Below are 16,402 nucleotides of genomic sequence, written 5' to 3'. Positions count from 1 at the left end.
CAGGAACCGGACGCCGGTTCCGCGGCACCGCTCAGCGCGGAGGTTCGAGGGTGAAAGCCCGCTCGATGGCGTCCGCCGCGGCGACGGCTCCGCCGGCCTCGTGGATCTCCTGGCGCAGCACGGCGACGCCTCGGGCGATCTCTGGGGCGGTGGTGACGCGCTGGACCGCGTCGCGTAGTGCCTGGGGTGTGGCCTGTTCCCGGGGCAGGTGTACGCCGAGGGAGAGCTGCTCGACCTGGTGCGCGTTGGCCTGCTGCTCCGTCATCTGGGGGACGACGACGAGCGGAACTCCGTGGGCGAGTGCTTCCATGACGCTGCCCATTCCACCGTGCGTGACGAACGCCGCCGCGTGGGGGAGCACGTCGAGCTGGGGCACCCTGGTGTGCATCTCCATCGTCTTCGGTACGGGTCCGAGATCGGCGGGGTCGACGCTGTGTCCGATGCTCATGACGACGTGTGTGCCGGTGTCGGAGAACGCTTCGATGCACGCTCGGTAGAACTCGGGGCGACAGGTGAACTGACTGCCGAGCGAAACGAACAGGACCGGGCGCCCGTCCTGCGGGGGCTCCCAGTTGCCTTGGTACGAGCGATCCCCCAGGGCCGGCCCTGCGTACGTGACGGATCCGGCGGTGACGGTGTCCGGTTTGCGCTGGAAGGCGCGAGGAAAGAACGCGATGGCTTGGCGAGGAGCGAAGAGCAGTTCCTCCAGCGGCTCGTGTACTCCGCGGGCCGGGAGCACCATCCTCAGGATGTCGACCCCGGGGATGCAGCTCAGGTCCGGCACCCCGTACAGCTCGGGCAGGATGCCCTCGTAAGGCAGGTGGGTGGGGGCGAGCTGGATGGCGGGAACCTTCCAGTGTGCGGCGAGCAGCCTCCCTCCGGCGGCGGCCAGGTCGTAGAGGACCAGGTCAGGAGTGTCGTCCGCGAAGGCCGCCATCAGCTCGGGCAGGGCGCGCAGGTTCTGCTGCATCGCCTGGGTCGCTCCGGCCGCCAGGTCCTCCGCGGCTTCGAGGGCGGTGTGGGACACGCGGTACGTGACGATGTCCGCGCCCGCCGCTTTCACCTGGGGCGCGAAATCCTCGGTGATCGCATAGCTGACACGGTGGCCTCGGGCGACCAGTTCCGCCACGACAGCCAACGTCGGATTGACGTGTCCGTGCCGTGGCGCATTGAAGACGGCGATGTGCCGGACGCCTCTGCTGACGGGCGAAGGCTTCGGTGCGCCAGTGGACGCGGATGGGGATGAGGATAGGGATGGGGATGACATGGTTCCTCCTACGGGTTCGGGTGATCGAAGAATCTCGGCGGACTACGCGGTGGAAGAGGGCACTGCGACGGCTTGGGCGGGTGCCTTGTCGGCGGTGGTCGGATCGCTTCCGGCCGGAGGCCGACCCGGCCTCCGGTCGCGGCTCGCCCTGCCGAGGTGTGCGGCGATGCCGGCGGCGCGCTGCTCGAAACACCCGACCCACAGGGGCTGGGGAAACAAGTGCGTTCGGCGCTCGGCCATGCCACGGACGACCAGATCGGCGACCTCGACCGCGGAGATACCGGCTTCGAGGTTGCGGTAGCTCTCCTGCCGCAGTTCGTCGAGGTCGGGATCGGTGTGGGAGCGGATCATGTGGCCTGTGGGGGCGTTGCGCTCGTCGTAGCGGATGTTGGTTGCGGTATAGGCGGGACACAGCACCGAGACACCGATGTGCGGGAACTCCGTGGCGAATTCGGCGGCCATGGACTCCGACAGGGCGACCACGGCGGCTTTCGAGGCACAGTACGGACCCAGGTAGGGAGAAGTGAGGAAGCCGGCCATGGACGCGGTGTTGACGATGTGCGCCTCTTCCTGGGCTGCCAGCACCGGCAGGAAGGTGCTGCACCCGAAGACGACGCCGTGCAGGTTGACGCCCAGGGTCCACTCCCAGGTGCGCAGGGTCGTGTGGGCGAATCGCTGCAGTCCGCCCACGCCTGCGTTGTTGCACAGGACGTGCACCGCGCCGAATCGGTCGACCGCTGTGTCCCGTAGCGCCTCGACCGAGGCGGCGGATGCCACGTTCGTGTGGACGGACAGGACTTCGCCGAGCTGCGCGAGTGAGATCTCGGCGCGCTCCAGAGCGCCATCGTCGATGTCCGCGACGACCACGCGCATACCTTCGGACAGGAACCTGGTGGCCAGTGCCAGTCCGATGCCGCTCGCCCCGCCGGTGACGACCGCAACGCGGCCTTTCAGGATTTTCAATTCGACTGCTCGTGCGAGGGTCCCGCCAAGGCTTGCGCAGGTGCCACGGCCTGAGGTCCGGCCACGTCCTGCCGTGGGAAGCGTTCGAGTTCAGCGAGGTACGGCAGGTCTTCCAGGGGTTCGTCGAGGAGGAATCGGCGGGTCAGGTCGAGGTGTTCGCGGATGTGGGTGAGGACGACCCAGTGGTCGGCCTCGTGGATGGTGGCGAACACCGCCTGGGACGACATGGCAGCCAGGGTCCGGCTGTCGCCGGGGCGGATGGCGATGTCGTGTTCGCCGGTGACGACGAGGAGGGGGGCCGGCACTCCGGTGACAGGAGGGGCGGCGCACAGCATTTGGATACAGCCGGTCCACTGGTTGATGTGGTCGTCCTCCGCGCCGTGGAAGAGGTCGTTGAGGACCCACCGCAAGGTGGTGCGTCCGCGTACGGGCCGCTCGGGGTCCATACACAGCACACGGGCGATGACCTCTTCGGCCACGTCGTGCCGGGAGACTCTCACCCGGGCCGCGATGCTGGCGGGGGTGGAGCCGGCCGGAAGCTCGGGGGGATGCCCATTGGCTCCTGTGAGGACGACGTGATCGGTGCGGTCGGGGTGGCGGACCGCGAAACGGTAGGCGATCTCTCCCGCGTGAGAGGTTCCCAGGATGTTCACGCGTGGCAGGCCCAGTTCGTCCAGGAGTACGGCGAGGCCGTCCCCGATGTCGTTCAGAGTGCAGTCCGGGGGCAGGTCCCCGGGGCGGGACACCCCAGTGATGCGTACGCCGATGACGTCGGCCACCGGCAGCAGCGCCCTGCGCTGAGGGCGAATGGTGGACTCGCCTTCGCCACCCGCGCGGATGGCGAGGACGGGAGAGGTGCGTGGCGAGGGGCTCTTGTGGGTCTCGGCCTCGAAGATCAGCCCGCGCGTGCGGATCGTCCGGGTGGTGATGTCGGGTAGCTCCATGGGTGTTCTGCTCCTCCTGCGGCCGTACGTGTGGGGTCGGCGGTCTCCGGGAAGGTCCGGGAAAGGGAAAGCCGACGCCGTGTGAAGGCGGCTACGGCGCTGCCCTGCCGCCGAGGAAGAGGACACCCGTCAGCGCCGGGGCCGGTCGGCACAGCATCTTTGTACCAGGTGGCGTGCTTGCGCATGCTTTGTGGTCATTCGGATGGGTGAGTCGCTTTGAAGACGAGCGTCACCAGCCGTGTGACCACCTCGCGCTCCACCTGGCCGTCGCTCGCACGACAGCGACCGCGTGCGGCGGCAGTCCGCGGCGCGAGTCGGCTGGGAGGCGCAGGAAGCCGACGGAGCGGGCAGACGTTCACCTCGTCGCGATCGCAGCCGCATCACCAGTGCCGACGCCACGGCGGGAGCGCCGTGCGCGCGAAACCCACCCGTGTCTATCTGGCCGTTTTGGTGGTTTCTGTGGCGTGATGACCACATCGCGATCGCGTGTATCGGCTCTCATGCCGGCACCAGGTGGAAGGCGGAACATGGCAGGCACGGTGTACGACACCCTGGTCGGCATTCTGGACGAGACGTTCCAGGTCGAGCCGGAAACCATCCGGGCCGATGCCACCTTGGCCGACATGGAGTTGGACTCCCTGGCCGTAGCCGAGCTTGCCGCCATCGTGCAGGAACGCTTCGGGGTGAAGGTCACCGGTCAGGACGTGGCCAAGGGCTCGACGCTGGGCGAGCTGGCCGCGATGATCGCCGGCAGGATCGACGCCCAGAAGGCACCCGCGGCTGCGGTATGCCAGTGACGGGGCAGATCGCGGTTTCCGGCCTGGGGATGGTCACCCCCGCCGGGTCGTGCGTGGACGCGACGTGGCGCCGGGTGTGCGAGGGCGGCTCCACGGTGGCTGCCTCCCACCCCGGACTGGCGGGCATGCCTGTCGACTTCTGCGCGTCCGTCGGTGAGTTCGACTCCAGCGTGGTGGGCCGGCGGAACCTCTACCGGCTGGACCGGTTCGTCCAGTTCATGCTGGCAGCCGCGCACGAGGCGCTGGCGGACGCCGCTCTGTCCGCGGCCGACTGGGACGCTCCCCGGGTGGGCGTGGTGATCGGATGCGGTATGGGAGGTGTCGCCACCTGGGAGAGACAGCACGGCCGATTTCTGCGGCAGGGACCGGAAAGCGTCTCTCCGTTGATGATCCCCATGATGACGCCGAACTCGGCCGCGGGTGAGATCGCCTTGGCCTTGGGGGCGCGAGGGCCGGGCATGGTGGTGTCCACGGCCTGCGCGTCGGGGGCGACGGCCATCGCGACGGCCCGCGACCTCCTCGTCTCCGGGCAGTGCGACATCGTCGTCACCGGCGGCACGGAGGCGGCGAACACGCCGTTGACGGTGGCGGCCTTCGCGAACCTGGGGACGCTGTCACAGCGATGCGAGGACCCGACGGCGGCCTCCCGGCCGTTCGACGCCGAACGCGACGGCTTCGTCATGGCCGAAGGCGCGGCAGCCCTGGTGCTGGAACGGGCCGACCATGCCGCGGCCCGGGGTCACCGCCCCCGGGCGCTCCTGGCCGGCTGCGGGTCCGCCTCCGAGGCCCACCACCCCACCGCCCCGCATCCTGAGGGCCGTGGCGCGTCGCAGGCCCTGCACGCGGCGCTGCGCCACGCTGATCTAGCCGCGGTGGACATCGACCACGTCAACGCCCATGGCACCTCGACCGTGCTGAACGACCAGGTCGAGGCACTCGTCATCCGCCAAGTGCTGCCGCACGGTCCGCTGGTCACCTCCACCAAGGGGGTGCTGGGGCACCTCCTCGGTGCGGCCGGCGCCGTGGAGGCGGCACTGGCGGTCCTCGCGATCCAGCAGGCCACGGTCCCGCCCACGGCCAACCTCCAAGACCCCACCCCGGGCATCGACCTGAACCTCGTGACCAAGTCCGCCGCACACCAACCGGTACGGGCCGCGCTGTCGAACTCCTTCGGATTCGGCGGCCACAACGTCGTCCTGGCCTTCTGCGCCGCATAGACCACCACAGCCGGGCACCCCCGCAACAGGAGCGCGCAGCCCATGGACACCGCCACCGCCACCGCTACCCCGGCCGCACCGCCCGCACCGCGTGGCGTCATCCGCCGGCTCCAGTCCCGCCCAGGCCGCCAGGACCCTTTCCCCCTCTTCGAGGAGATCCGCAACGCCGGGCCCGTGGTGAGTCTCGGCCCGCACGCGCTCCTGGTCACCGGCTACACCGAATGCCTCCAGATCCTCACCCACCGGATCTGGCATGTACCCGATCACATGTGGCGCGCCGCGCGCGGCCTCCACTCCGACGGGCCGAGCGCACAGATCCTCAACACCCTCCCGCGCCTCAACCCCCCGCTGCACGGCCGGCTCCGGCGAATGCAGTCCGGCCCCTTCACCCCTGCCGCACTGGAACGTCTACGTCCTGCCGTCCGCAGCCTCGTGCGCGTCCACCTCGACCGCCTGGACACCGAGCTCACCCAGCACGGCCAGGCCGACTTCATCGACACGGTAGCCCGCGCGCTGCCCGTAGCCGTCATGTGCGACATCCTCGGCATGCCCACCGAGGACCGGGCCCTCATCGCCCGCTACAGCCTCGAAACCGCGGCACTGACCGAACCCTTCGCCACCCCCGCCCAGACCGAAGCCGCCGACGCGGCGGCCGTCGAATTCCACGCCTACGTCATGGCCCTCCTCGATGAACGCGCACGCAACCCCGGCACCGACCTGATGTCCCAATGCCTCAGCCACGAACGCTCAGGCACCGGGCAGGTCTCGCGTGAGGAGTTGGCCGCGCACATCGTCTTTCTCGCCGGCGCCGGTGTGGAGACCACCTCGTCCTTGTTCGCCACCGCCGTGCAGGCTTTCGAGAACCACCCCGGCCAGGCGCTGTGGCTGGCTGCCCACCCGGAAGCCGTGCACCAGGCCATCGAAGAACTCACCCGGTGGGACCCGTCCGTGCAAAACGCCGTCCGTGTCCCGACCCAGGACACCACGCTGGCGGGCACACCCGTTCCTGCCGGCACCCTCGTCCACGCCTTCATCGCCGCCGCCAACCGGGACCCCTCGCACTTCGAGGACCCTCACATCCTCGACTTCCAGCGCCCCCCGCAACGCAGCCTCGCCTTCGGCGCCGGGACCCACTACTGCCTGGGCGCACCCCTCGCCCGCCTGAACGCCGCCGAGTTCCTGCCCGAGCTCCTGCGCCGCTTCCCCACCTTGCGCACCGCCGGACCAGCCACCCGGGCGCCCGGAATCAATCTGCGGACCTTCCTGACACTTCCCGTGACCCGCCGCCCGAACGGCACCCTCTGATCGCCGACCACTCCGACGCCGCTGTACGCCGACCAGAGAAGGAACAAATGTCATGCAGGTCAGAGGCTTGCACCACGCCTACCGCCGACGTGCTGTGCTCTGCGGCATCGACCTGGACCTTCCCGGTGGTGTGCTGGCCGGCATCGTCGGGGAGAACGGCACGGGGAAGTCGACCCTCCTGAAGATCCTCTCCGGTGAACTCCGGCCCGATCATGGCGTCGTGGCCCACGACGGCCGGTTCGGGTACTGCCCCCAGGACGTGGTCCTCAACGACGCGCTCACGGTCCGACAGCACCTGGAGTTCTTCAAAGCAGCCTACGGACTCGCAGACACGCAGCGCGCCGAGGAAGTCATGGCGGCACTGCGGTTCACCGACTACGCAGACACCCGCACCGGGGTCCTCAGCGGCGGCACCCGCCAGAAACTGAACCTCACGCTCGCCCTCATGCACGATCCGCAGGTGCTGTTGCTCGACGAGCCCTACCAGGGCTTCGACTGGGACACCTACCAGCGCTTCTGGGCCCTCGCCGCCCAACTGCGCGACTCGGGCCGCTCCGTACTCGTGGTCTCCCACCTGGCCTACGACTCCGAACGCCTCGACGTCCTCTACCGCCTGGAGGCCGGCCGCCTCCACGCCGACGACAGCGCCCACGCGCACACAGGGGAAGGAGCAGCGGTATGAGGGGCAGCTCCGGAGGGCACCTGGTCTGGTTCACCGCTGCCTTCCGGTACAACCTGATCGAGCACTCCCGCAACAGGTTCGCCATGCTCCTGATCGTGGCCTTCGTCCCTATTTGGACAATCCTGGCATACTTCTTCGTCCCCGAGACCGCCGTCCCCTTCCACCTGAACGCCACCGGACAGCTCCTTGCCCCTGCCGGCAACCGGACGACCCAAGTCACCGGGGCACTGAACGCCGTCTCCTTGATCACGGGGTTCATGATGTTCGCCGCCACCTTCACCGGCGGGCGCTTCGACAAACGCCTCGCTCTGGCCGGCTATCCCCGGCCCCACCTCGTCCTTGCGAAAGCCGCCACCCTCACCCTGGCCTCAGCTCTCGTCGCTGCGTACGCCACGGCCGTCATCCGGGCCACGTGGTCGCCCCAGCAGCCTCTCCAGCTCGCGGCCGCACTTTTCAGCAGCGCGATGACCTACGGGGCCCTCGGCGTCGTCTTCGGATCCGTCCTGCGCCGCGAGGTCGAGGGCATGTTCGCCATCGCGATGACCAGCATCGTCGACATCACCCTGCAACACCCCGCCCGCAGCTCAAGCGCGGACCGATCCTTCGTCCAGTTCCTGCCCTCCCACGGCGCCATCCAGACCGCCACCGCCAGCGCCTTCTCCACCACCCCCACCCCCGCATACCTCGGCCTGCAAGCCCTCTGGTTCGCCGCGATCGCCCTACTGGCCCTGCTCACCTTCCACCGGCGCACCCGCACCGCCCTCCCACCGGCAGGCCGCCATGCTCGGCTCGCTCACACGGGCATGGAGGTGTCCGCAGCAGGCAGCAGCGTCGTCGCGACAGAGTCCATCAACCGAACGGTGTAGAACTGCGCTTCGGCCACCGCTCGGGCCCTACAGCCGACCTGGGCGTTCTCCTGATCGTCCAAACGGTCATCGGCCGAGCCCGCCATGCCTCACCCAGTCGCACCCGCAACGCTGCCCGCCGGTGGCGACACCCCGCAAGCGGCCTTCGGTGTCGTACCTACACGGACCCCAGCGCGGCCCCGCGCCGTCGGTACGGTCACCCGGTCGCGTCCCAGGAGGGAGTCTCAGATCATGGCAGTCGCCGAACTGGTGTGGAACGCGCTGGATCCCGACGCCACCGAAGTCGACGTCGAACTGTGCCGCTCCCGCCTGGGGGCGATCACCGACTCGTCGTGACCGACGACGGGTCAGAATGTGGCCTGGCGTTTGTATGCGAAAGGGCCGGGCCGCTATTGCAGGGCGTGGACCGCGGCTGAGAACAGCGGAGGCATCCGGGACGCCGCGGGGACGACGAGGCGGGCGGTGCTGGGACGGCGGCTCGCGGCCAGCAAAGCCCCGGTCAGCAGCCGGTGTCGTCGGGTCAGCCGCACCCAAGCACGCTCGTACTCGGCCGGCCGGCCGTCGGTCAGGCAGCGGACGGCGGCCCCGGCCGTCGCCAGCGCGAGGGCGATGCCCTCGCCGGTGAGGGCGTCCAGGTAGCCGGCGGCGTCGCCGACGAGCAGGACACGGCCGGCGGTTCTGCGCCGTACCCGCTGCCGCAGTGGTCCGGCGCCGCGTACCTCCGTCGCGGCCGGGCCGCGCAGTGACGCGGCGAGGGTCGGGAAGGCGGCCAGGTGTCCGTCGTATCCGCAACGGTTGCGGCTGAGGATCGCGACGCCCACGAGGTCGTCGTCGACCGGTGTCACATAGGCCTCGCCGTGCTTGGACCAGTGGACCTCCACGAAGTCCGTCCACGGCTCGGCGCGGTAGTGCCGGCGCAGTCCGTAGCGGCCGTGGGGGCGGCCCGGCAGGTCCAGCCCCAGGCCGCGACGCACCGGGGAGTGCAGACCGTCGGCGGCGATCAGCCAACGGGCCGTGATTCCCGCGGCGGTGACCGTGTCCGTGCTCTGGCGCACCTCGCCTACCTTGCCCGGCAGCATGCGCACACCCAGGCCGAGAGCGCGCTGGTGGAGTGCGGAGTGCAGGGCTGTACGGCGGATTCCCAGCCCGTTGCCGCCACGGAAGGACGCATCGGCGCGGGTGGCGCCGTCCACGTAGCGGATGCCTCGCAGTTCGCGGCCGGTGACCTCGACGCCCAGTGTTCGCAGTGCGGCGACACCGCCGGGCATGACGCCTTCTCCGCACGCCTTGTCCACGGGTGAGGTGCGGGGTTCGACGACGACGGCCTCCAGGCCGGCGAGCGCGGCGTGGATGGCGGCGGCCAGGCCGGCCGGTCCGCCGCCGGCCACCAGGACGTCGATCACGCCGGAGCGGTCGTGCTCGGAGCGGCCATGGCCGAGGCGGTCACGGCGGCCAGCGCCCGGTTCTCGCAGCGGATGCGCACCGTGAGCAGGGCGGCGTTGAGTACCGTGAACACGGCCGCGGTGACCCAGGCGGTGTGGACGAGTGGCAGGGCCGCGCCCTCGGCGACGACGGCCACGTAGTTCGGATGCCGCAGCCACCGCCACCGGTAAGGGCCGCCCGTCACCAGCGGCAGGCCGGGTACGACGATCACCCGGGTGTTCCAACGGGGGCCCAGGGTGTGGATGCACCACCACCGCAGTGCCTGGGCGCCCGCCAGCACGGCCAGCATCGGCCAGGCCAGGGCGGGTACGAAGGGGCGGTCGGCCAGCCAGACCTCGGCCGGGCAGGCGATCAGCAGGCCGGTGTGGAGGGCGACCATCGCCGGATAGTGGCCCTGCCCGGTCACGGTCGCGCCGCGGGCGGCGCTCCACTGTTCGTTGCGGCGGGCGACGACGAGTTCGGCGACGCGCTCGGCGGCGACGGCGGCCACCAGCAGTCCGTACCAGATCATGTGTCCTGTGTCTCTCGTCGGTCCGAACTACCAGCGCAGCAGGACGAGTTCGCATGCGAAGCCGGGCCCCATCGCCAGCAGCACACCCGGGGTGCCCGGCGGCGGGCGGCGCTCGGCCAGGGTGTCGCGCAGCACGTGAAGCACCGACGACGAGGACAGGTTGCCGACGTCGGCCAGATGACGCCAGGTCATATCAAGGGCGGCGTCGGGAAGGTCGAGGGTCTCGGTGACGGCCTGGAGGACCTTGGGGCCGCCGGGGTGGCACACCCAGGCGGTCACGTCCTTCGGCTTGAGGCCGTGGTCGCCGAGGAACCCCTCGACGTCATCGCCCAGGTAACGGCGCACCACATCGGGGACCTGCGGGTCGAGGACGACCTGGAAGCCCGAGTTCCTGATGTCCCAGCCCATGACGCGCCCGGTGTCCGGGTACAGGTGGCTGCGGGTGTCCACGATCATCGGGCCGTCGGTGTCGGCCGGGCGGTCCGCGCCGCACGCGACGACCGCGGCAGCGCCGTCGCCGAACAGCCCGGTGGCGACCAGGTTCGCCATGGAGGCGTCGTCGCGCTGGAAGGTGAGCGAGCACAGTTCGACCGACAGCAGTACCGCCACGTGGCCGGGGCGGCCGAGCAGGTAGTCGTGCATACGGGCCAGACCGGATGCGCCGCCGGCGCAGCCCAGGCCGAACAGGGGCAGCCGTTTGACATCCGGCCGCATTCCGAGGCGGCCGGCCAGACGTGCGTCGATCGAGGGGGTGGCGATGCCGGTGACGGAGGTGAAGATCAGCAGGTCCACGTCGGCTGCGGACAGACGAGCCGCGTGCAGTGCGTCTCGGACGGCCCTGGCGCCCAGGTCGGTGGCGGCGGCGATGAAGACGTCGTTGGAGGAGCCGAATCCGTCCAGTTCCCCGTACCGTTCGAGCGGCAACGTCATATGGCGCGAGCCGACCTTCGCACTGCGGTGCAGCCGGTCCAGGACTCGGCGGTCGGCGCCCTCGGGCAGGCAGGTGCTGGCCACCATGTCGGTGATCTCGGACTGGGTGTGACGGTGCGGTGCGAGGGCACCGTGAACGGCGGCGATCCGCGTCATATGGTTCCCGTCCCGTTACCGACTGGGTTGAGTCGCTCTCCACATGTTCCCCGGCCCGCGACTTCGACACCATGGATCGCCCGTCCGGCCGTCCGGCCGTCCGCCCGGGGGCGCGGTGCACCGGCGGGGCTGCGCCCGGGCGCCTACGATCGGCCGGGTGGGCACTCCCGAGCAGTCGACGACCCGCGGCCCGGCAGCGAGTTGGGCCGGCCGGGTGACCGGCCTGGCCGGGGCGTGCCATCCCGGGCCCGTCGTGGCGGTCACCACCTTGATGGCCGCGCTGGCCGTGATCGCCGGCCAGGGTGCCGCGCGGTGTGTTCTGGCCGCTGCCGCCGTCCTGGCCGGGCAGCTGTCCGTGGGCTGGTGCAACGACGCGTTCGACGCGCGCCGGGACATCGCCGCCGGCCGCCGTGGCAAACCCGTCGTCGACGGCACGGTCGGTGTGACGGAGGTGTGGGTGGCCGCGGTGGCCGCGCTGGCGCTGTGCGTGCCCCTCTCGTTCGCCTGTGGCTTGTGGGCCGGTGCCGTTCACCTGGCCGGGGTGGCCGCGGCGTGGGCGTACGACCTGTGGCTCAAGGCGACAGCGTGGTCGTGGGTGCCGTACGCGGTGGGTTTCGCCGTGCTTCCGGCGTTCGTGGCGCTGGGGCTGCCGGGGCAACCGTGGCCGGCCTGGTGGGTCGTCACCGCCGGGGCGTTGCTGGGGGTCGGCGCCCATCTGGGCGATGTGCTGCCGGACATCCGCGGGGATCTGGCGACGGGTGTACGGGGATGGCCGCACCGACTGGGCCCGCAGGGCGCGCGGCTGCTGCTGCCGGTGCCGCTGGTGACGGCGTCCGCGGTTCTGGCGCTGGGGCCCGCCGGACCACCCGGCAGATGGGGAATGGCGGCGCTGGCGGTGGCCGGCCTGGTCGCGGTGGCGGGGACGGTGCTGGGACGCCGCTGGGAGCGGGCGGCGTTCGGGGCGGCGGTCGCCGTGGCGGCGGTGGACGTGGCCTTGCTGCTGCTGCGAGGCACCGGAATCGCCTGACCGTACGGCCTCGCACAGGCATACTCCGTCCCCTCGCCGCGGGCGGGGGGACGCACGAGCGCGATGGCGTCGGCCGGCTCCCTGCGCCCTTACACGCGCGGCGGACACCAGACGACACAGCCGCGCCCACCCCACCGTGCTTTGTGCGAGCCCCACAGACGCTTGCGGCGGTGAGCGGCCCCTGACGCCGTCCGGAAGATTCATGCACCTGCAATGATCCGTCTCGGGCTTGCCTGGTAGACATGGCGGGTGAGCATCCCAGTGCTGCTGTACCGCAGGTTGTACGTGGATCTGGCGCGCGTCGACGCGTCCAGGTGTCGCCGCGTCTGACGTCGCCTTCACCTGTCCGGCAGGAGGCGACCCCAGCGTGAGATCCCCGTAACGGCAGCACACCGAGGGAGAGTCATGAGCACTGTCGCGAGCTACGAGATCCGACGGGCGGGACCGCGTTTCGGTGCGGAGGTGACCGGCGTCGACCTGAAGGCAGGCGTCGACGACCGAACCGCCGAGGAACTGCGCCGGGCGTTCCGCGAGCACAAGGTGCTGGTCTTCCGTGACCAGCACCTGAGTCCCGCTCAGCACGTCGAGGCGGTACGGGCCTTCGCGGAACCGTTCGATCACCCGACCGCAGTGAAGGACTCCACCCATCCGTTGGTCTACCCGTACAACGTTCGGAAGACGGGCAAGGCCAGTACCTGGCACATCGGCGGTCTGTGGCGGCAGCCCGTCTTCGCGATCGAGTCGCTGACGTACGAGGTGGTGCCCGAGTTGGGCGGGCACACGCTCTGGGCCGATCTCCAGGCGGCGTACGACGACCTGTCCGAGCCGTTCAAGGTGTTGCTCGAGTCGGTCGGCGCGCTCTACGACGGCGACGCGGAGAACTACGCGCAGGGCAGCAAGCGGACCGCCGTCGGGGAGACCGTCGAACATCCGGTCGTTCTCGAGCACCCCGAGACGGGCCGGAAGGGGCTGTTCATCAGCACCTCGGCGATCGGCCTGACCGGCGTCACCGCGTCGGAGGGGAAGGTGCTGCTCGACCATCTGCTGCGGCACGCGTCGTCGCCCGACTACACGATCCGCTTCGGCTGGAACCCGGGCGACTTCGTGCTCTGGGACAACCGGGCGACATGGCACTACGCCGTGGACGACTACGGCGACGGCGCCCGCGCCTACCGCAAGGTGATCGGAGTGGAGCCGGTGCGGCACCCCGCGGCCTGACCAGGGTCGATCAAGTCATCGCCTTCATCGGGGACTTGGAGCCCATCCGTACCACTCTGGCTGTCGTCACCGGCGAGATCGGCTGCGCCCACGAGACCGTCGACCGGGTCGTCTTCGACGAGGCGGCGAGATCGTCGAACAGGGCCCGCCTTCCGAGGCTCTCGACAAGCCCCAGCACGAGCGGGCCCAGGACTTCCTGAGCAAGGTCGTCCGACCCACCGCATTCCACCGCGACCCCACGGCGCATCCACGATCTCCCCCCACTCCACCACCTTCTCCCGAGCGACAAGGAACGGCCATGTCCATCCACTTCACCCGACGTAGCCTGGTACGCGGAATCACCGCGGCGACTGCCGTCGTCACCCTCGCCACCGGGCTCGCCGCCTGCGGTGGTGACAGCGACGCCGCCACCAAGACGGACAACGCCGCCTCCGGGAGTGTGACCATCGGTCAGCTCTCGAACGGCGCCGCCACGGAGACCACCCTCGAGGTGTCCGAGGTCAAGTCGATCAGCGCCGAACTGCCCGATGCCGTCAGGAAGAGCGGCAAGCTGGTGATCGGCCACGGCGCGCTGCCGTCCGGCTCCGCCCCGCTCGACTACGTGGGTGACGACCAGAAGACCCTCACCGGATCCGAGACCGACATCGGCCGCCTCGTCGCCGCGGTCCTCGGCCTCGAGCCGGAGAGCAAGAACTTCACCTGGGAGAACCTCTTTATCGGCGTCGACAGCGGCAAGGTGGACGTGGCCTTCTCGAACGTCACCGATACCGAGGAGCGCAAGGAGAAGTACGAGTTCGCTTCCTACCGGCAGGACAACCTCGCCTTCGAGGTGCTGAAGTCCGGCAACTGGCGGTTCGACGGCGATTACGAGAACCTCGCCGGCAAGACCGTCTCGGTCGGCTCGGGCACCAATCAGGAGCGCATCCTCATCGAGTGGCAGAGAAAGCTGCAGGGCGAGGGCAAGAAGCTCACCATCAAGCGCTACCCGGACAACAACGGCGTCTACCTGGCGCTCAGCAGCGGCAAGATCGATGCCCACTTCGGCCCCAACCCGACCATCTCCTACCACATCACCCAGACCGCGAAGACGAGCAAGCCCACGGCCAACGCGGGCACGTTCTCCGGCGCCGGCGCTTCGCTACAGGGCCTGATCGCGGCCACCTCCAAGAAGGACAGCGGTCTCGCCAAGCCGATCACCGACGCGATCAACTACCTGATCAAGAACGGTCAGTACGCCAAGTGGCTGGCCGCCTGGAATCTCTCCAACGAGGCCGTCGCCAAGTCCGAGGTCAACCCGCCCGGGCTGCCGCTCGACAACTCCTGATCCGCTGCCCGCTCCGGGGCCCCGCCATCGCCACCTGCGAGGCCCCGGAGCGGGCCCTGCCGCACCCGGCCGTGTCCTCGTTACGGAGATGCCGAACCGCCGTGTCCATCAGCGTCCCCCGTTGTGTTCTTCGCGGTCCTGCAAAAGGGCTGCCGCCCTCCTCCGACGAGCTCGCCGTGAGCTTCGGCACCGTCCTGGTGATCGTGGACCGGCCCGCCTCGAGCGGAGCCCTCCCCCTGACCGCCGCCCGAGGCGTCGGCTGCAAGGTCGCTCACCTGCCCGGACCGGCGACGCGGCGGATCGCCGACCTCTGTCCGGCGGAGGCGAAGGCCGACGCGAAGGACGCCGCGGTGATCGCGGACGCCGCCTGTACCGTGCGACCCGGCGCCTTCGTCGATGCGCCCGGGGAGGTGCCGTACGGCTTCCACCACCCGTACCAGGGCTCGATGCGCACCAGGCTCATCGGCGCGGCCGGGTTGCGGTGATCACGCCGGCGGACTCGTCCGCGTCGACCGACCGCTGCCCGGTGCTCTCCGCCGGGCGCAGGCGGGCAGCGATGGCCGGCGCCCTGATCGCCGCGTTCGGTGGCTTCGCCAGCTTCAATCTGATGCTCTCCGCGATGCCCGCGTACGCCGTCCGCTCCGGTGCCGGACCGTCGGGCGCCGGCGCGCTCACCGCCACCCTGATGGCGGCCACCCTGGTCGTCCAGCCCTGCACGCCGTGGCTCTTCGCCCGGCTCGGACGGAGGCACTCACTCGCCATGAGCGGTGCGCTGCTCGGGTTGCCGTGTCTGCTTCTGCCGGCTGCCTCCACGCTGCCCGCCCTGACCGGCCTCGCGGCAGTACGCGGGCTGGGCTTCGGCGTCTTCGTCGTCGCCGGTGTCACCTTCACTGCCGAGCTGTTCCCGTCCGGCAACCGGGGGCGAGTCATCGGCTGGTACGGCGCGGTGGTCGGTGTAGCCGGCGTCCTGGGGGCTCCGCTGGGCATCGCCCTGGCCCGGCAGGAGGCGTACGCGCTCGCCTTCGCCCTGGCGGCGGGCGCGGCCGCTCTGGTCCCGGTCGGCTCGTTCGGCTTCCCTCGCGCTGTAGCGTCCGCCCGGCCGGCCGGGCCTCGCTCCGGCAGTCCGCGGACCCCGCACGGAACATGGCGGTCGCTGCGCGCCATGACCGGCCCCCTCATGGTGGAGACCGCCTCCACCACCGCTTACGGCGTCGTCTTCACCTTCCTGCCGCTGACCGCGTCGGCCGCGCCCGAGGCGCTGCTTGCCGCGCAGGCCTCCACCGTCCTATCCCGGTTCGGCGCCGGGTGGCTCATCGACCGGTACGGAGGCCGCCCGGTGCTGATACCTGCCGTTCTGGTCACGACGCTCGGCACTGCCGCGGGCGCGGCCTCGCACGAGCCGGCTCTGTTGCTGGCCGGCACGGCCCTGTTCGGAGCGGGCTTCGGCGCGGTCCAGAGTGCCACCCTGGTGCTCGCCATGCAGGCGGCCGGCGACCGCCCCGGCGGTCTCGGCGTGGCCGGGGTCGCGTGGAACGTCGCCTTCGACGGCGGTACCGGAATCGGCTCGCTCGCGGGCGGCCCCCTGCTCTCCCTCGGCGGCCCGTCCGCCCTCTTCCCGGCGACGGCGGCCGTCCTGGCCGCATTCCTCCTCCTGGGCCTCCGTACCGCACACCTGCCGGATTCGAGAAATTGCGGTTCACCGCAGGGCAACTGACGTGCGCCACTCCTCGTGCATTCGCCTTTCCGTAAGCC

16 protein-coding genes and 1 pseudogene are annotated in these 16,402 nt (G+C 70.4%); 10 read left to right on the top strand and 7 right to left on the bottom strand.

The window, feature by feature from the left end:
- Nucleotides 1-31 precede the first annotated feature (31 nt).
- The 3 genes from ACFWBD_RS34105 to ACFWBD_RS34095 all read right to left on the bottom strand — a co-directional run bounded on the left by ACFWBD_RS34105 (nt 32) and on the right by ACFWBD_RS34095 (nt 3,174).
- Entirely contained in the window at nt 32-1,183 is a 1,152-nt protein-coding gene (locus tag ACFWBD_RS34105; protein ID WP_385675543.1) for a macrolide family glycosyltransferase, read from the bottom strand.
- 126 nt (nt 1,184-1,309) lie between these two features.
- Nucleotides 1,310-2,230: an SDR family NAD(P)-dependent oxidoreductase gene (locus ACFWBD_RS34100; protein WP_385675511.1), complete on the bottom strand. Its 921-nt coding sequence runs from the start codon at nt 2,228-2,230 to the stop codon at nt 1,310-1,312.
- A complete protein-coding gene (locus ACFWBD_RS34095; RefSeq protein WP_385675508.1) occupies nt 2,227-3,174 on the bottom strand; it encodes an alpha/beta fold hydrolase in 948 nt (315 codons plus the stop codon). The genes ACFWBD_RS34100 and ACFWBD_RS34095 overlap by 4 nt, the downstream gene beginning before the upstream one ends.
- Nucleotides 3,175-3,701: 527 nt before the next feature.
- On the opposite strand from ACFWBD_RS34095, the gene ACFWBD_RS34090 reads away from it, so the two are divergent.
- From ACFWBD_RS34090 to ACFWBD_RS34070, 5 genes are read left to right on the top strand one after another with little or no spacing between them, the layout of a single operon-like run.
- Nucleotides 3,702-3,971 (top strand): acyl carrier protein, encoded by a 270-nt coding sequence (locus ACFWBD_RS34090; RefSeq protein ID WP_385675505.1) that lies wholly within the window; start codon nt 3,702-3,704, stop codon nt 3,969-3,971.
- A complete protein-coding gene (locus ACFWBD_RS34085; RefSeq protein ID WP_385675502.1) occupies nt 3,962-5,188 on the top strand; it encodes a beta-ketoacyl-[acyl-carrier-protein] synthase family protein in 1,227 nt (408 codons plus the stop codon). The genes ACFWBD_RS34090 and ACFWBD_RS34085 overlap by 10 nt, the downstream gene beginning before the upstream one ends.
- A gap of 42 nt (nt 5,189-5,230) precedes the next feature.
- A complete protein-coding gene (locus ACFWBD_RS34080) occupies nt 5,231-6,493 on the top strand; it encodes a cytochrome P450 (RefSeq protein ID WP_385675499.1) in 1,263 nt (420 codons plus the stop codon).
- Nucleotides 6,494-6,545: 52 nt separating this feature from the next.
- The gene (locus tag ACFWBD_RS34075; RefSeq protein WP_385675497.1) at nt 6,546-7,175 is read left to right on the top strand and encodes an ABC transporter ATP-binding protein; all 630 of its coding nucleotides are present in this window, start codon (nt 6,546-6,548) and stop codon (nt 7,173-7,175) included.
- On the top strand, nt 7,172-8,041 hold the full coding sequence (locus ACFWBD_RS34070; RefSeq protein ID WP_385675494.1) for an ABC transporter permease: 870 nt from the start codon (nt 7,172-7,174) through the stop codon (nt 8,039-8,041). The genes ACFWBD_RS34075 and ACFWBD_RS34070 overlap by 4 nt, the downstream gene beginning before the upstream one ends.
- 389 nt (nt 8,042-8,430) lie before the next feature.
- Here the strand turns inward: ACFWBD_RS34070 and ACFWBD_RS34065 are convergent, their stop codons facing one another.
- Genes ACFWBD_RS34065 through ACFWBD_RS34055 form a run of 3 tightly spaced genes read right to left on the bottom strand, consistent with a single transcriptional unit; the run spans nt 8,431 to nt 11,081 of the window.
- A complete protein-coding gene (locus tag ACFWBD_RS34065; RefSeq protein ID WP_385675491.1) occupies nt 8,431-9,444 on the bottom strand; it encodes an NAD(P)/FAD-dependent oxidoreductase in 1,014 nt (337 codons plus the stop codon).
- On the bottom strand, nt 9,441-9,995 hold the full coding sequence (locus tag ACFWBD_RS34060; RefSeq protein ID WP_385675488.1) for an isoprenylcysteine carboxyl methyltransferase family protein: 555 nt from the start codon (nt 9,993-9,995) through the stop codon (nt 9,441-9,443). The genes ACFWBD_RS34065 and ACFWBD_RS34060 overlap by 4 nt, the downstream gene beginning before the upstream one ends.
- A 27-nt stretch (nt 9,996-10,022) precedes the next feature.
- Complete coding sequence (locus ACFWBD_RS34055; RefSeq protein ID WP_385675485.1) at nt 10,023-11,081, bottom strand: type III polyketide synthase; 1,059 nt, start codon at nt 11,079-11,081, stop codon at nt 10,023-10,025.
- Between the two features lie 157 nt (nt 11,082-11,238).
- Between ACFWBD_RS34055 and ACFWBD_RS34050 the strand changes: the two genes are divergently transcribed.
- Together ACFWBD_RS34050 and ACFWBD_RS34045 are read left to right on the top strand one after the other, a co-directional pair.
- Nucleotides 11,239-12,108, top strand: coding sequence for a UbiA family prenyltransferase (locus tag ACFWBD_RS34050; RefSeq protein ID WP_385675482.1), 870 nt, complete (start codon nt 11,239-11,241; stop codon nt 12,106-12,108).
- A gap of 405 nt (nt 12,109-12,513) precedes the next feature.
- The gene (locus ACFWBD_RS34045; protein WP_385675480.1) at nt 12,514-13,326 is read left to right on the top strand and encodes a TauD/TfdA dioxygenase family protein; all 813 of its coding nucleotides are present in this window, start codon (nt 12,514-12,516) and stop codon (nt 13,324-13,326) included.
- Nucleotides 13,327-13,336: 10 nt separating this feature from the next.
- Here ACFWBD_RS34045 and ACFWBD_RS34040 read toward each other — a convergent pair whose 3' ends face one another.
- Nucleotides 13,337-13,573 carry a hypothetical protein gene (locus tag ACFWBD_RS34040; RefSeq protein ID WP_385675477.1) on the bottom strand — a complete coding sequence of 79 codons (237 nt, stop codon included), beginning with the start codon at nt 13,571-13,573 and terminating at the stop codon, nt 13,337-13,339.
- A gap of 51 nt (nt 13,574-13,624) precedes the next feature.
- On the opposite strand from ACFWBD_RS34040, the gene ACFWBD_RS34035 reads away from it, so the two are divergent.
- The 3 genes and pseudogenes from ACFWBD_RS34035 to ACFWBD_RS34025 all read left to right on the top strand — a co-directional run bounded on the left by ACFWBD_RS34035 (nt 13,625) and on the right by ACFWBD_RS34025 (nt 16,364).
- Entirely contained in the window at nt 13,625-14,650 is a 1,026-nt protein-coding gene (locus tag ACFWBD_RS34035; RefSeq protein WP_385675474.1) for a transporter substrate-binding domain-containing protein, read from the top strand.
- A gap of 164 nt (nt 14,651-14,814) precedes the next feature.
- A pseudogene (locus ACFWBD_RS34030) lies at nt 14,815-15,027 on the top strand (transposase); the annotation flags it as partial.
- A 179-nt stretch (nt 15,028-15,206) separates the two neighbouring features.
- On the top strand, nt 15,207-16,364 hold the full coding sequence (locus tag ACFWBD_RS34025) for an MFS transporter (RefSeq protein WP_385675471.1): 1,158 nt from the start codon (nt 15,207-15,209) through the stop codon (nt 16,362-16,364).
- Nucleotides 16,365-16,402 lie beyond the last annotated feature (38 nt).

The sequence above is a fragment of the Streptomyces sp. NPDC060002 genome (genome assembly GCF_042737245.1).
Lineage (GTDB): Bacteria > Actinomycetota > Actinomycetes > Streptomycetales > Streptomycetaceae > Streptomyces.
The sequence above is the reverse complement of the archived record's forward strand: the minus strand, read 5'-3'. Positions and strand labels throughout refer to the sequence as shown.